The sequence below is a fragment of the Cupriavidus sp. H18C1 genome, from assembly GCF_049311595.1.
Taxonomy (GTDB): Bacteria; Pseudomonadota; Gammaproteobacteria; order Burkholderiales; family Burkholderiaceae; genus Cupriavidus; species Cupriavidus cauae.
The window spans coordinates 353,008-368,211 of the sequence record NZ_CP186009.1; the positions used below are offsets into that span (position 1 = coordinate 353,008).

12 protein-coding genes and 2 pseudogenes are annotated in these 15,204 nt (G+C 67.9%); 5 read left to right on the top strand and 9 right to left on the bottom strand.

Annotation, left to right across the window (positions count from 1 at the left end; translation table 11 throughout):
• From OJJOAM_RS17465 to OJJOAM_RS17485, 5 genes are all read right to left on the bottom strand, one after another.
• Positions 1-1,836, bottom strand: a complete 1,836-nt coding sequence (locus tag OJJOAM_RS17465) for a methyl-accepting chemotaxis protein (RefSeq protein ID WP_422650548.1) — start codon at positions 1,834-1,836, stop codon at positions 1-3.
• 249 nt (positions 1,837-2,085) lie between these two features.
• Positions 2,086-3,741: a methyl-accepting chemotaxis protein gene (locus OJJOAM_RS17470; protein ID WP_422650549.1), complete on the bottom strand. Its 1,656-nt coding sequence runs from the start codon at positions 3,739-3,741 to the stop codon at positions 2,086-2,088.
• Positions 3,742-3,775: 34 nt separating this feature from the next.
• Positions 3,776-4,258 (bottom strand): chemotaxis protein CheW, encoded by a 483-nt coding sequence (locus tag OJJOAM_RS17475; protein WP_422650550.1) that lies wholly within the window; start codon positions 4,256-4,258, stop codon positions 3,776-3,778.
• A gap of 208 nt (positions 4,259-4,466) precedes the next feature.
• Positions 4,467-4,862: a response regulator gene (locus OJJOAM_RS17480; protein ID WP_149320208.1), complete on the bottom strand. Its 396-nt coding sequence runs from the start codon at positions 4,860-4,862 to the stop codon at positions 4,467-4,469.
• A gap of 328 nt (positions 4,863-5,190) precedes the next feature.
• Entirely contained in the window at positions 5,191-7,137 is a 1,947-nt protein-coding gene (locus tag OJJOAM_RS17485) for a putative bifunctional diguanylate cyclase/phosphodiesterase (protein WP_422650551.1), read from the bottom strand.
• Between the two features lie 797 nt (positions 7,138-7,934).
• On the opposite strand from OJJOAM_RS17485, the gene OJJOAM_RS17490 reads away from it, so the two are divergent.
• On the top strand, positions 7,935-8,240 hold the full coding sequence (locus tag OJJOAM_RS17490) for an H-NS family nucleoid-associated regulatory protein (protein WP_149320206.1): 306 nt from the start codon (positions 7,935-7,937) through the stop codon (positions 8,238-8,240).
• Between the two features lie 245 nt (positions 8,241-8,485).
• Here the strand turns inward: OJJOAM_RS17490 and galE are convergent, their stop codons facing one another.
• Positions 8,486-9,505: a UDP-glucose 4-epimerase GalE gene (gene galE, locus OJJOAM_RS17495; RefSeq protein ID WP_422650552.1), complete on the bottom strand. Its 1,020-nt coding sequence runs from the start codon at positions 9,503-9,505 to the stop codon at positions 8,486-8,488.
• Positions 9,506-9,561: 56 nt separating this feature from the next.
• Entirely contained in the window at positions 9,562-10,581 is a 1,020-nt protein-coding gene (locus OJJOAM_RS17500; RefSeq protein WP_422650553.1) for a tyrosine-type recombinase/integrase, read from the bottom strand.
• A gap of 253 nt (positions 10,582-10,834) precedes the next feature.
• Between OJJOAM_RS17500 and OJJOAM_RS17505 the strand changes: the two genes are divergently transcribed.
• From OJJOAM_RS17505 to OJJOAM_RS17515, 3 genes are all read left to right on the top strand, one after another.
• Positions 10,835-11,824 carry an NAD(P)H-dependent flavin oxidoreductase gene (locus tag OJJOAM_RS17505; protein ID WP_422650554.1) on the top strand — a complete coding sequence of 330 codons (990 nt, stop codon included), beginning with the start codon at positions 10,835-10,837 and terminating at the stop codon, positions 11,822-11,824.
• A 260-nt stretch (positions 11,825-12,084) separates the two neighbouring features.
• Entirely contained in the window at positions 12,085-12,357 is a 273-nt protein-coding gene (locus OJJOAM_RS17510) for an AbrB/MazE/SpoVT family DNA-binding domain-containing protein (protein WP_422650555.1), read from the top strand.
• Positions 12,358-12,459: 102 nt separating this feature from the next.
• Positions 12,460-12,777, top strand: a complete 318-nt coding sequence (locus tag OJJOAM_RS17515; RefSeq protein ID WP_422650556.1) for a type II toxin-antitoxin system PemK/MazF family toxin — start codon at positions 12,460-12,462, stop codon at positions 12,775-12,777.
• Between the two features lie 66 nt (positions 12,778-12,843).
• Here the strand turns inward: OJJOAM_RS17515 and OJJOAM_RS17520 are convergent.
• Positions 12,844-13,387 (bottom strand): annotated as a pseudogene (locus tag OJJOAM_RS17520) (PadR family transcriptional regulator).
• 219 nt (positions 13,388-13,606) lie between these two features.
• Between OJJOAM_RS17520 and OJJOAM_RS17525 the strand changes: the two are divergent.
• Positions 13,607-13,832, top strand: a pseudogene (locus tag OJJOAM_RS17525) (hypothetical protein).
• Positions 13,833-14,162: 330 nt separating this feature from the next.
• On the opposite strand, the gene OJJOAM_RS17530 reads toward OJJOAM_RS17525, so the two are convergent.
• Complete coding sequence (locus OJJOAM_RS17530; protein ID WP_422650557.1) at positions 14,163-15,167, bottom strand: Bug family tripartite tricarboxylate transporter substrate binding protein; 1,005 nt, start codon at positions 15,165-15,167, stop codon at positions 14,163-14,165.
• Positions 15,168-15,204 lie beyond the last annotated feature (37 nt).

The window sequence follows — 15,204 nt, forward strand, 5'->3', positions numbered from 1 at the left end:
TCAGAAGGCGCTCCAGTCGCTGTCGGCACCGGCGGTGGCGGCAGCGGCTGCCGCGGCGCGCGGCGCCGGACGGCCCGGCAGGCGCGGGGCGGACTTGGCCGGGGCCGGTTCGGCACGTTCGGTACGCTCGGCGCGGTCGGCGCGATCGGCCCCAGCGGGCTCGTCGTGGCGGCTGGCTGCCGCCGCGGGCGATGCCGGTGCGGCAGGTGCGGCGATCGGCTTGGCGACCGACGGGGCCTGCAGCGACGGGGCGAACAGCTCGTCGGCGGCCAGGCGGAAGCGGGCCAGCGACGCCTGCAGGCGGGCGGCCTGGTCTTCCAGCGAGCCGGCCGCGGCGGCGGCCTGCTCGACCAGCGCCGCGTTCTGCTGCGTGACCTCGTCCATCTGCGCCACCGCCTGGTTCACCTGCTCGATGCCCGAGCTCTGCTCGGCCGACGCCGCGCTGATCTCGCCCATGATGTCCGTCACGCGCTTGACCGCCTGCACGATCTCACCCATGGTCTGCCCGGCCTGGCCCACCAGCGCCGAGCCGTTGTCCACCCGCGCCACCGTATCGCCGATCAGCCCCTTGATTTCCTTGGCCGCATTCGCGCTGCGCTGCGCCAGGCTGCGCACCTCGCCGGCCACCACCGCGAAGCCGCGGCCCTGTTCGCCGGCACGCGCCGCTTCCACCGCCGCGTTCAACGCCAGGATGTTGGTCTGGAAGGCGATGCCCTCGATCACGCCGATGATGTCGACGATCTTCTTCGAGGCGCCGTTGATCTCGTCCATGGTCTGCACCACGCGACCGACCACCTCGCCGCCCTTGACCGCGGTCTCCGAGGCGTTGGCCGCCAGGCCGCTGGCCTGGCGCGCGTTGTCGGCGTTCTGGCGGACCGTGCCCGTCAGCTCTTCCATGCTCGACGCGGTCTCCTCCAGCGAGGCCGCCTGCTGCTCGGTGCGCTGCGACAGGTCGCTGTTGCCCGCGGCGATCTCACGCGAGGCCGAGGCGATCGACTCGGCCGCCGTCTTGAACTCCTGCACCATGCCCGACAGCTGCAGCTGCATCTGCTTCATCGCGTACAGCATGCTGCCGCGGTCGCCGGCGCGCAGCTTGATCTCGGTCGAGAAGTCGCCGTCGGCGATGCGCGACGCGATCGCGGCCGCGTAGTCCGGCTCGCCGCCCAGTTGGCGCGACAGCGCGCGAGCCAGGAATACGCCGAGCAGCAGCGACACCGCCAATCCGCCCAGCACCAGCGCCAGCATCCACAGGCGCGAGCTCTCGTAGACGCCCTGGGCCTCTTCCATGTTGGCGCGGGCACCGGCGTCGCGGCGCTTGACCATGTTGAACATCAGCTCTTCGATCGCATGGCCATCCTTGAGCAGGGCCGTGCTTTCCTCGAAGACCTGGCTCTCGAACTGTGAGGTATCGAGCGGCTGGCGCGAGACCAGCTCGACGTACTTGCCCATGCGGTCGCGATAGGCTGGCAGCATCGCGTCGAACTGCTTGATCAGCGCCTGGCCCTGCTCGGTCTGGAACGAGTTGCGCGCCTGCTTGATGCGCTCGTCGACCACGCCGAACGACTTCTCGATCAGCGTCTTCTCGGTCGCGCGCTCGCCCATCGTCGAGGCCGACAGCAGCGCGATCTGCGCGCGGCTCGCGTACAGCAGGTTGATGTTGGCGTCCTGCACCGCCTTCAGGGCCTGCAGGTCGGTGTTATAGATCCGGCTGGTCCACTCGGTCATCCGGCCCATATTGACCACCCCCAGCAGGCCCATCGCCATGCCGATGACGGAAACGATCAGAAAGCCGACGACCAGCTTCGTCGCGACTCGCAGTTGCTTGAACCATTGCATGAGAACTACCTCTTCTTCTGGATGACCGTCCGGCCGGATTGCGGCGCCGATCGTCGGGAATCGGGCGCCGCGCTTACCGGCTTCGTTGTAATGCCGGGCGATGTTGCTGTCCGTGCTTCGATTGGTGCCGGGCCCTGTCGGGGTCCGGCCTCCCTGCCCATCAAATACCTGTCAAATACCCATCAAATGCCGATCACGGGCCCATCCCTTGCGCAGCGATGACCTGTCCGATGCGCATCGGGCTGGCTCTCAGGCGCGCGCCAGCCGCGGCGCCTCCGCCGGCTGCGCCGAGGCGGCACGCGGACGCATCGGGCGCGGCTCGGCGTTCAGGCTGACGCGGAACACCGCCACCGCGTCGCGCAGCCGCGCGGCCTGGTCTTCGAGCGAACCGGCCGCGGCGGCGGCCTGCTCGACCAGCGCCGCGTTCTGCTGCGTGACCTCGTCCATCTGCGCCACCGCCTGGTTCACCTGCTCGATGCCCGAGCTCTGCTCGGCCGACGCCGCGCTGATCTCGCCCATGATGTCCGTCACGCGCTTGACCGCCTGCACGATCTCGCCCATGGTCTGCCCGGCCTGGCCCACCAGCGCCGAGCCGTTGTCCACCCGCGCCACCGTATCGCCGATCAGGCCCTTGATTTCCTTGGCCGCATTCGCGCTGCGCTGCGCCAGGCTGCGCACCTCGCCGGCCACCACCGCGAAGCCGCGGCCCTGTTCGCCGGCACGCGCCGCTTCCACCGCCGCGTTCAACGCCAGGATGTTGGTCTGGAACGCGATGCCCTCGATCACGCCGATGATGTCGACGATCTTCTTCGAGGCGCCGTTGATCTCGTCCATGGTCTGCACCACGCGGCCCACCACCTCGCCGCCCTTGACCGCGGTCTCCGAGGCGTTGGCCGCCAGGCCGCTGGCCTGGCGCGCGTTGTCGGCGTTCTGGCGGACCGTGCCGGTCAGCTCTTCCATGCTCGACGCGGTCTCTTCCAGCGAGGCCGCCTGCTGCTCGGTGCGCTGCGACAGGTCGTTGTTGCCCGCGGCCACCTGGCGCGTCGCCGTGGCGATCGCGCTCATGCCTTCCTGGATTTCATGGACGACGGACAGCAGGCTGCGCTGCATGGTCTGCATCGCCTTGGCGAGCGCGCCGATCTCGTCGTTGCTGGAGAACTCGTAGCGCGTGGCCAGGTCGCCGGCGCCCAGGCGCAGCGCGAAGTCCAGCATCTCGCGCATCGGCCGGTGCACCATGGCCAGCAGCGCCGCGCCGGTGGCCATCGCCGACAGGCCGGCCAGCACGAAGCCGCCCCACAGCCACGGCCGCAGTGCCGCGCGCGTCTGCGGCTCGGCCAGCAGCTCGAAGGCGACCAGCGCGGCCAGGAACCATGCCAGGCCCACGCCCTGCGACAGCATGATGCGGCCGCGCAAACCCAGCCGGCGCAGGCCGTCGATCCAGCCCAGCGGCCCGCGGCGGACCACCACGCCCTCGCGGATGCGGATGCCTGAGCCGTTGCCGGCGCGGATGCGCGCGTACGCTGCCTGTGCCGCCTCGATCTGCTCGGCGCTCGCCATCGAACGCACCGAGGTATAGCCGACGGTCTGGCCGTCGACGCGGGTCGGCGTCACCGTCGCGCTGACCCAGTAGTAGTCGCCGTTCTTGCGGCGGTTCTTGACCAGCCCGACCCAGGAGCGGCCCGCCTGCAGCGTGCGCCACAGATCCTCGAAGGCCTCGGGCGGCATGTCGGGATGGCGCACCAGGTTGTGCGGCGCACCAAGCAGTTCCTCGGCGGTGAAGCCGCTGACCTCGATGAACGCCCGGTTGGCGAAGGTGATGCGGCCCTTCAGGTCGGTGCGCGAAATCAGGTAATCGTTCGGCGCGAGCTTGTATTCGCGCGCGGTAACAGGCTGGTTGTTTCTCATGACGTTGTGCTGCTGGATTTCGTTCGGACGCGCCTCAGGCCGCCGCGGCGGCTTCGATCGCGGCCAGTTCCTCGGTCGCCAGCAGTTTCTCGATATCGACCAGGATCAGCATGCGATCCTCGATGGAGCCCAGGCCGCGGATGTATTCGGTGTCGAGATTGCCGGAGAACTGCGGCGTGGGCTTGATCTGGGCGGGGGCCAGCGTCAGCACGTCGGAGACGCCGTCGACGACGATGCCGGTGGTGCGATGGTTCAGGTCGACGATGATGACGACCGTGTACTGGTCGTAGCTGACCTTCTGCTGCTGGAACTTGATGCGCAGGTCGACGATCGGCACGATGATGCCGCGCAGGTTGATCACGCCCTTCAGATAGGGCGGCGCGTTGGCGATCTGCGTGACCGCCTCGTAGCCGCGGATTTCCTGCACCTTGAGGATGTCGACGCCGTATTCCTCGCGACCCAGCGTGAAGGCGAGGAACTCCTCGCCGCTTCCTTCGGTCTTGCTGCTGAGATTCATCTTGCGCTCCCGCTCCCCGGTTGTGGCCGTCGTTGCACGCTGGCGGAGTGCACCCCAACCGGCCCGACTGCCTTTTTTGGCGACTGCAACTGCATGGCGATGGCGCCGCGATGGCGCGGCACTGGCCGCGCCTGCGAACGGCGCGCCTCGCCCCTTGCTGGTTATCGGCAGTTCCGATGCGCGGCTGAAGGGTCGGAAGCGGCCGGTATTACCCCTCTTCGGAGGGGGATAGCAGCGCGGCGACCGACTGCATCAGCTGGTCGGGATCGAAGGGCTTGGGCAGGAAGCCGCTGGCGCCGGCCTCCCGGGCCTGGGCGCGGATCTGGCCGTCGGCCTCGGTGGTCAGCATCAGGATCGGCATCGCGGCGTAGCGCGGCGTAGCGCGCAGCCGGCGGATCAGCGTCAGGCCGTCCATGCCGGGCATCACCTGATCGGTGACCAGCATGCCGAACGGCTGCGCCTGCGGTGCGGCCTCGGCCGCCGCGTGCGCCTCGTCGCCGTCGGCTGCCTCGGCGACGTCGTAGCCGCCGGCGCGCAGGCAGGCGGCGATCATGCGACGCAGGGAAGGCGAATCGTCGACGACAAGAATGCGTTGAGCTGGCATGGCGGCTACCTCGAAACGGCGGCGGATCGGCCGGCAGGCGGCGTGGGGCGATCCGTGTTCTGTGCTGGTCGGCGCCGGCCCCTGCCGGCGCATCGCTGCGGCGCGTGCCGCCGTATCGGACCGGAATCGGTCCCATACCGCGACGCTGTGCGCCAATCAGGCTTATCGGCGGGCGAGCGTGCTTCCTTTAGCCGGTGTGTTGCGGGCGCGGGGCGTTCTTGGCGCGCAGCGTTGAGCGGCGCGGCGGGTAATCGGCGCGCGCGTTCAGCAGGGCGGAGGGTTGTCGGCGCGGACGTTCAGCGGGGCGGAGGGTTGCCGGCGCTGGCGGTCAGCGGCGGGGGCTGGACAACAGGTCCGCGAAGCCGCTCGCTTCCATCGGACGGGCCAGCAGATAACCCTGGACTTCGTCGCAGCCCATGCGCGCCAGGATGTCGAGCTGGGCCTGCGATTCGACGCCTTCGGCCACCACGCGCATGCGCAGCTCGTGCGCCAGCGCCACCATCGAACCGACGATGGCGCGGCCCTGCGGGTCCGACTCCAGGCCGCCGATCAGCGTACGGTCGATCTTCAGCGTGCCGACCCGCAGCCGCTTCAGATATCCCAGGCTGGAATAGCCGCTGCCGAAGTCGTCCAGGGCGACGTGGATGCCAAGCGCCTGCAGTTCGGCCAGCGTCTCCAGCGATTGCGCGATGTCCTTCATCGCGGCCGTCTCGGTGATCTCGAGCGTGACGGCCGACGGCGGGATGTCGTGCTGGTGGATCTGCTCGAGCAGGTACTGCGGGAAATCGCGGCTGGCAAAACGCAGCCCGGACACGTTGATGGCGACCGGCACCACCGGCAGGCCGGCGTCCTGCCACTCGCGCACCTGGCGGCAGACGCTGGCGATGACCCAGTCGTCGAGCTTGTCGATCTGCCCGGACTGCTCGGCCACCATGATGAATTCCGCCGGATTGACCGCGCCGAGCGTCGGATGGCGCCAGCGGCAGAGCGCCTCGGCGCCCACCACGGTGCGCGCGTCGACATCGAACTTGGGCTGGTATTCGAGCGACAGGCCGTCGTCCTGAATCGCCAGCCACAGATCGCGGCGGATCACGCGCATGCGGCGCGCGCGCTCGCCCGCCGCGGAATTGAAGGTGCGCACCTGGTTCGAGCCGGACTCGCGCGCCTCGGACAGGCTGACGCGCGCGGCCTGCATCAGCGCCTCCGAGCTCTGCGCGTCGCGCGGATAGACCGCGATGCCGATATTGACGCCGATCTGCATCTGCAGGCCGCGCGCGGTGACGAACTCGGAGATCGAAGCCAGCACGCGCGAGCCGAGCTCGTGCGCGCGATTGGAGTTCAGCAGCGCCGGTACGCCGACGGCGAACTCGTCGCGCGCCAGGCGGGCCAGGAAGTCGTGCGGTTCGAGCGCGGCCTGGGCCAGCACGCTGGCGTCCTGCGCGAGGATGTCGTCGGCACGCACCTCGAATACCTCGTCGACCTCGCGGAAGTCGGCGATATGGATCAGCAGCACCGCGCAGCTGGTCTCGGCCAGGCGCGCATGCGCGATCGACTGGTCGAGCCAGCGCGCGAACGCGGCGCGGTCCGGCACGTCGGTGGCCACGCTGTATTCGCCGACCGTCGCCTGGCCGCGCCCCACGGGACGGACCGTCAGCCGGCCCGGGATGCGGCCATTGAGGCGGCGCACGATCCGCGTCGGCAATCCCGGCGGCGCGCTGCCGTTGCGCTCGCCGTCGGGCTCGCCGGACTCGTTCAGCAGGACGTCGCGCTCGCGCTGCGGCGCATGGCGGCGGTCCGACAGCAGCAACAGTGCGAACGCCGCCGTGCCCAGCACGGCCAGGCCGAGGCCGAACCATGCCGGATGCAGCAGATTCACCGCCTCGATGCAGGCGGTGCGCGAGCTGGCGCCGCCGCACTGGTGGCCGAGCCCGATCCCGGCCGCGGCGATCACGCCCGCGCCGGCGAGCGTCGCCAGCATCGCGGCACCGCGCCAGTACGCCAGCGCGCGGTGCAGCCATTGGGCCAGCACCGTCGTGGCAATACCACCCGCCAGCGCGGCCAGCGCCTGCGACCACTCCGCCGATCCCGGCACCGAGCCGGACAGCAGCACGACCCAAACCGGCAGGCCGACCGACGCCTGCGACATCAGCCCGGCCGTCAGGGCCATCATGCGGCCGGGCCATCCCGTCCCATCGCGGCCGCGGCCAGCAGCGCGAAGGCCGAGGCCGACGGCGATGCCGAGCAGGATGGCGAGCAGCAGAACGCTAAAACTCATATCGAAGGGGGCGCTGCGGAATGCGTGTAGGGGGCGCCCGTCAGGCTCCGGCCGAGAGGCCGGTGACGGAAAGCCCGTGGTATTGCGGAGCCGCAGCAAGCGCGGCAAATCGTGTTGCGGGACCCGGGCGCACGGCGGGCGCGCCGGCTGCGGCCGGCCGCCGGCTCGACACCGCCCGGGACGTTAGCATAGCCATTGCGCGTAGTGCACGCAGCGTCACCTTATTGCAACGCGAGCGGCCCTCTCGGGTGGCACGGCGCCCGGCTTCGCCCGCGCTGGCGGCACGCCGCGCGCAGGCATTCGACGACGAAGAGACGACAAGGCGACGCAAGGACATGGGACGACTCGGATCGATCAGTAGCGGCGGACGGCCCGCCAACACGCCGGGCGACAGCCCATGCTGAGGGGATATCGACCGCTGACGGGGATTACTTGAATCGGGGAATGGCGGCGGCGGCACCGGCGGGGATGCGGAAGGCCACGCGCCGGGCGATGAAAACCCAACCACCACAACATCGCATCCGTTTTACCGCGCCATATTGCTCAAAACGAAAGCGGCAAACGAAAGACCCGAACCAAACGCCTCGACCAAGGCAGGCCGGACAGGCGGCAATCGTGCGGAAATGCGGTCGGGACGGCCAGCGGCGACAGAGTGGCCCGGAAAAAGTTCACCTTGAAAGGTTTCGTGATCGATTTTGTCAAAAATCGGTTTCAACCTGCGCCGGCATTTGCATCGCTAACGCAGGCCGTTATAATTCATGCCGTTCGTCTCGCCCACCGTAATCAGAGGTCTCAAAATGGCAACCTATCAGGAAATCGTTCAGAAAATCAACGAATTGCAGAAGCAAGCCGAAGAGATCAAGGCACGAGAGCAAGCTGCGGTAATCGACGATATCCGCAAGAAAATCGAAGAATATGGCTTGACCGCAGAAGATCTGGGTTTTGGCAGCAAGGCGGTACCCAGCAAGAAAACCGCGCGCAAGGTCCCGGTCCGTTACCGCGACAGCGCCGGCAATACCTGGACCGGCCGCGGCAAGCGCCCGGGCTGGCTGACCCAGGCGCTTGCTTCGGGTAAATCGATCGACGACTTCCTGGTGCGATAAACGCAGCGCCTGCCGGGACGCCTTCCCGGCGTCATCGCGTCACCGCGCCGGCACGCAACGCGTCACCGGGATTCCCGGCCGCGTCGCGCAATAAAAAACCGGGCTTCTTGCTTGAGGCCCGGTTTTTTATGATCCCGGCGACGGCCAATCGCGGCGGGCCAATCGCGACCCGCCAATCGGGGCGAGCCAATCGCGGCACGCCGAGGCGGCCGCCGATGAACGGCGGCGACCGTTGCCACCGTGAATCAGGACGCAAACCCCAGCGGATTCATCGACTGCCAGCGCCACGAATCCGCGCACATCCGGTCCAGGTCGTGGCGCGCCTCCCAGCCGAGCAGGCGCTGCGCCAATGCCGGATCCGCGTAGCACGAGGCAATATCGCCGGGGCGGCGCGCAACGATTTCATAGGGAATCGGTTTGCCGCTCGCGCGCCGATACGCCTCCACCACTTCCAGCACGCTATAACCGCGGCCGGTTCCCAGATTGACCGTCATGCCCTCGCCGCGCTCGTTCAAATAGCGCAGCGCCGCCAGATGGCCGTCGGCCAGGTCGCAGACGTGGATGTAGTCGCGCACGCCGGTGCCATCCGGGGTCGGATAGTCGCCGCCGAACACCATCAGCCGCTCCCGGCGGCCCGCCGCCACCTGCGCCACATAAGGCATCAGATTGTTCGGCACGCCGCCCGGGTCCTCGCCGATCAGGCCGCTTTCGTGCGCACCGACCGGATTGAAATAGCGCAGATAGCCGATACGCCAGTGCGGATCGGCGCGCTCGAGATCCCGCAGGATCTGCTCGCCCATCAGCTTGGTCTGGCCGTAGGGATTGGTCGCCGACAGCGGAAATTCCTCGCGGATCGGCACCGTATGCGGATTGCCGTAGACGGTCGCCGACGAGCTGAATACCAGCGTCTTGACGTCGGCCGCCTGCATCGCCGCGCACAGCGTCAGCAGGCCGTTCAGGTTGTTGTCGTAATAGGCAAGCGGTTGCGCCACCGATTCGCCGACCGCCTTGAGCGCGGCGAAATGGATCGCGCCGCCGATCTTGCGTTCGGCGAACAGCCGGTCCAGCAGCGCCCGATCGCGCACATCGCCTTCCACGAAATCCGGGGTCTGGCCGGAAATGGTGGCGATCCGCTCGACCACCGCCCGATTGCTGTTGGACAGATTGTCCAGGCCCACCACGTGGTAGCCGGCCGCGAGCAGGGCAACCCAGGTATGCGAAGCGATATAGCCGGTGGCACCGGTCAGCAGCAGAGTGTCTGGCATCGTGAACTTGATCGATTGAGAATGCGGACGGCGCCGGGCCGCCAGGGTCAGGGGCGTTATGGTAACCCGGCGGGCGATTCGGTCCCGGCCGCGGCCAGCTGGCCGCTGCGAGCCTGCCAGGCGGTGTAGGCGGCATGCAGCCGCCAGCCGGATTCCAGATCGCGCATGCCCAGGTACTGCGCGACTGCCGCCGGCTCGGCGCCGGCTTCGAAATGCAGCGCGCCATAGGTATTGCGCAGCGTCTGCGGCGACGCGCGCTCGGTGCGTCCGGCCAGCACGCCCGCCTCGTCCAGCAACTGCTCGACCCGGCGGTACAGCGAGGCGGCATGCAGCGGCCGCCCGGCCGGCAGCGCGGGGAACACCAGCGTGCCAAGCGTGCCGCCCAACGCGCGTACCGCCAGCCAGGCGAGCAGCGGCCGGCGGGCGAAGTCGAACACGGGGGCGCGATAGGTACGGCCGTTGTCGGTCCGGGTCAGGCGCAGTTCGCTGGCGTCGGCCGCGACGCTGTCGAGCCGCAGCGCGCGCACCTCGCCGACCTTGAGACCGGCGCCCAGCATCGCGGCGACCACGGCGATGTCGCGCGCGCGTTTCCAGGCGGTCGGGCTCGGCGTGGCATCCGGGTCCGGCAGCGTGACCGGTGCCAGTACCCGCGCCACCAGCGCATCGCACTCCGCAGGCAGCAGGAAGGGCGTCGGATCGTTGTCGCCATCGGCCAGATGGGCGCGCACCGCCTGGCTGCCGGGGTTGTGCAGCCCCGCCTGCTGCAGCGACAGGTAATGAAAGACGCGCTCGATCAGCCGCGTATAGCGATAGCGATGGCGCTTGTGCAGCCCCTCCGCATCGAGAAAGGCCCCGATCTGCGCCGCCGTCCACGACAGCGGCGCGACGCCATGCTCGCGCGACCAGCGCAGCAGCTTGCCCCACATCGCGCGATAGACCACCGCGGTGCCGTGGCCGAAGCCATGCACGGCCAGCCAGCCGTCGAAGGCCCGTTCGGGATCGGCATGCCAGTCCGCCAGATTGCCTTCGAACAGATCGCGGCGGGTTCCGCTCGCCGGTCGAGGATCGTCGCTCACCTGCACTCCTGCTGATTCATTGGGCACATTGTAGACAAGGCGCCACCGCGCCCCCACAGCGCGGATGCGGGGCACCGTACGGTAATCGCCCGGCGCAAGCGTCACAGCGCGCGGTTCGGTGCGGGAGGGCTATTGAAAGCGCGCGACGGCCATGCTAACTTTCGTCTCACTATGCAACTGGTTGCATAAAAAAGCTGCATATCGCATCTCCCATCAGCCATCCCGATTCACTCTCTTTCGAACCGAGGCCGCCATGTCCCTTCCTCCGCTCCTGCAACGCCTGCGCCTGCCGGTGGTGTGCTCGCCGCTGTTCATCATCTCCAACCCCGATCTGGTGATCGCGCAGTGCAAGGCCGGCGTGGTCGGCTCCTTTCCGGCGCTGAACGCCCGGCCGGCCTCGCTGCTGGAGGAATGGCTGGACCGCATCACCACCGAACTGGCCGAGCACGACGCGAAGCATCCGGACCGCCCGTCGGCGCCGTTCGCCGTCAACCAGATCGTGCACAAGTCGAACGACCGGCTTGAGCACGACCTGGAGCTGTGCGTGCGCTACAAGGTGCCGATCGTGATCACCTCGCTGGGCGCGCGTGTCGAGGTCAACCAGGCGGTGCACTCGTATGGCGGCATCGTGCTGCACGACATCATCAACAACACGTTCGCGCACAAGGCGATCGACAAGGGCGCGGACGGCCTGATCGCGGTGGCCGCGGGCGCCGGCGGCCATGCCGGCACGCAGTCGCCGTTCGCGCTGCTGCATGAAATCCGCGAGTGGTTCGATGGCCCGCTGCTGCTGTCGGGCGCCATCGCCAGCGGCAACGGCATCCTGGCGGCGCAGGCCGCGGGCGCCGACCTGGCGTATATCGGCTCGGCCTTTATCGCCACCGAGGAAGCCAACGCGCAGCCGGCCTACAAGCAGATGATCGTGGACAGCACCGCCGGCGATATCGTCTATTCGAACCTGTTCACCGGCGTGCATGGCAACTACCTGCGCCAGAGCATCGTCAACGCCGGACTCGATCCGGAAGCCCTGCCCGCGTCCGACCCGACCGCGATGAACTTCGGCTCGAATCGCGTCAAGCCGTGGAAGGACATCTGGGGTGCCGGCCAGGGCGTCGGCGCGATCAAGCGCGTGGTCCCCGCCGCCGACCTGGTGGACCGCTTCGCCGAGGAATACGCGCTGGCACGCCGCCGGCTCGGGCTGGCGGAGACCGGCGCCGCGGCGAGCGTGCGGGACCTGGTGTAAAGGAAAGGGACGGGAACGTTCCCGTCCCCCCTCATCGCGGCGCGCCTCATTGACACCTCTGCCGCGCGTATCTACACTGTAGATACGTAGGCGCGTCGTACTGCAGTCGTGCCCGTTACCAAAGTTATGAATCGGGGGAACGGGCGCGCTAAAGAATAGCGAAATCTGCGATACAGCCTGCGTTCCAGACCCCCGAACATGACGACCGGATCACGGGGGGCTCTCCTCACGGGCGAAGTGTCAAAGCAGAGGAACAGCTAATGACCGCATTGACAGTGAAGCGCTGGGGCAACAGCCTCGCGCTTCGCATTCCGTCGTATCTGGCAGAAGAAGCCAATATCACCGAAAACGCGGTGATAGAGGCGACGGTACTCGAGGGGAAATTGGTCCTGGAGAAGAAGGCGGAGCCTTCGTTCTCGCTGGAAGAATTCATCCTCGAGTTGCAAGCCGGGCATGAGGTCGAGCCGACCGTTGATTGGGGCGCTCCGGCAGGCAATGAATTTGGTGCCGTGGGCAATCCTGATAACGACTGATGATTGTCTATGCGATCAACCACGACGAGCGGCACGGCAACCGGCACCTTCGCAGCTGCCGACGTTCAGCATCGGATTCCCCAGGCAGGGGAGATCTGGTGGATGAGCCTCGATCCAACCAAGGGACATGAACAAGCGGGGTTCCGGCCCGTACTTGTGTTGTCGCCGGCAGGGGTGAACGGCCCGACGAAACGCTTTATCGGGGTCCCGCTGACGAGCTCTCTTGCCCCGGCAGGCAGCGCTCGTGCCCGCATGCAAGTGCGTATTTCCGGCATGCCGCGTGAATGCGCAGCCTTGCCGGATCAGATCACCACGCTGGATTGGATGGCGCGCAATGCCCGCTACGAAGGGCAATGCGCGACGGAACACGAACTCAAAGAGATCCGGCTACGGGTGGCAGCGATCTGCGGTATCGAATAGCGAAGCCGCATTCCATAGGTCCCGCTGCAATCTAGGCCGATATACGACGCCCTGACTTGCCACGGGCTACCGCCCGCCTTCCGGCTCCAGCAGCGGCAGCACCGCCGTGCCCCAGGCCACCCAGTCCTCTTCGTAACGGATCCCGCGCCGCAGCAGCGCATGCCGCAGCTGTTGCGCGCGGTCGGGGTGCGGGTCGGCGAAGTCGCGCTGTTCGATCGCGCGATAGGTCGCCAGGCGCTCCTCGTGCAGCGCGATCATGCGGCGCATCTCGTCGCCCAACCCTAGCGGACCGGCCACCGCGTCGGCGCGCAGCTTGACCAGGATCTCGTCGCGCTGGTCCAGTCCGGCCGTCGGCGACAACACCCAGCGCACCAGTTCCTCCCGCCCCGCCGGCAGCACGCGATAGACCTTCTTGCGGCTGCGCGCATCCCCCTTCGTCATCCTGCGCGGCGATCCAGCCGCGTTCGGCCATGCGGCCCAGTTCGCGATAGATCTGCTGATGGGTGGCGTGCCAGAAATAGCCGATCGACTTGTCGAAGCGCCGCGCCAGTTCGTAGCCTGACGAGGGCTTCTCCATCAACGAGGTCAGAAGGGCGTGCTGGATCGACATGCGGGCGGGGGTCGGGAAGCGCGCCGGGGAGGCGCGCAAAGCACCAATGGTAGCGCAAGGAGGCGGCGTGCAAGCCATCGGCTGGCCCCTGCACCCTATTGCTCGCAATATGACAAATCGAGCCGGTAGCTAGGCCAGAATTAAAAAAGGCGAAATAGCAAAGCGGCTGACGCTGCAATACATTGGAGACAAAGTCGCATTTGATCAGGAACAGCCGCCATGCCCGGACCACACGATCTCGCCGAGGAGCGCGATATCCCATGGGAAGGCGACGGACCCTCCGCAGTGGAAGGCCGGTCCGCCGGCGCCCCGTCCAGCGCCATTTACTACCGCCTGCCGGATACCCCGATAGGCCATCACATCAAGGGAGTATCCCAGCGGGCTGCGCCAGCTGGTCCGCTTTGTCGGCGTCGAGGAGCAGGTGGTCAAGGTCAGCCTGAACTGAGGCGCGGACCTGTCCCCAGACCCGCCGCATACTCGATGCCCCGTGCCGAGGCAGCCGCGCTGCCGCGGCGCCCCACGATGTCTCCTCCTGCCCGGGTGGGCCGGAACTCGAGCTCGCTGCCAGTCGCGAGCTTTTTTTGCCGGCGCCGTGCACCGGTAGTCAGCGCCGCACTCGGCGCCGCACTCGGCGCCGCATTCAGTGCCGCATTCCCGGAAGTGTGCCTCGCTGACATCGATCCCGAACGCCTTGCCGGCCATGAAAAAAGCCGGCCCGAAGGCCGGCTCTCCCGTCGTTGCGCCCGCGCTCGTGGCGCGGAACGCCTGACGACGATCAGTCCACGGTCGCGCCCGAGGCCTTGACGACCTTCGCCCACTTGGCGGCTTCAGTCTTCATGAACGCGGCCAGTTGTTCCGGCTTTTCGGGGTTGGGCTCGGCGCCCTGACCCGCCATCTGCTTCTGCACGTCCGGCATGGCCAGGATCTTGACCACTTCGGCGTTGAGGCGATCGATGATGGGCTTGGGCGTGCCGCCAGTGGCGTACAGCGCAAACCACGAAGTTGCTTCATAGCCCGGGACGCCGGCTTCGGCGACGGTCGGCACGTCGGGCAGCGCCGGCGAGCGCTTGGCCGAGGTCACGGCCAGCGGACGCAGCTTGCCGGCCTTCACGTGCTGGTACGACGACGGCAGGTTGTCGAACATCAGGCCGATCTGGTTGCCCAGCAGATCGTTGACCGCCGGGGCGCTGCCCTTGTACGGCACGTGCTGGATGTTCAGGCCGGTCATCGAGTTGAACAGTTCGCCCGACAGGTGCATCGACGAGCCGTTGCCCGACGAGCCGTAGCTGATCTTGTTCGGATTCGCCTTCACGTAGGCGATCAGTTCCTTGACGCTCTTGGCCGGCACGTTGGGGTTGACCACCACCAGGTTCGGCACCATCGCGACACGGGTGATCGGCGCGAAGTCCTTGACCGGGTCGTACGGCAGCTTCGAGTACAGCGACTGGTTGATCGCGTGGGTACCGATGGTGCCCATGAACAGCGTGTAGCCGTCGCCCTGCGCCTTGGCGGCGAGCGAGGCGCCGATATTGCCGCCCGCGCCCGGACGGTTCTCGATCACCACCGGCTGGCCGAGCGCCTTGCCCAGCTGCAGGCCGACGATGCGCGCCAGGATGTCGGTGGTGCCGCCGGCCGAGAACGGCACGATCATCGTGATCGGCTTGCTCGGGTAGGTGTCCGCGAACGCGGCGCCGGAGACGCCGGCGAACGTGGTAGCCAGCGCGACGCCGGCAGCCAGCAGGCGGCGACGCGCCTGCGAGGGTTGCGACTTGAACTTCATCGTATGCTCCAGGGAGTTTCCTCGGTGGCCGTCCATG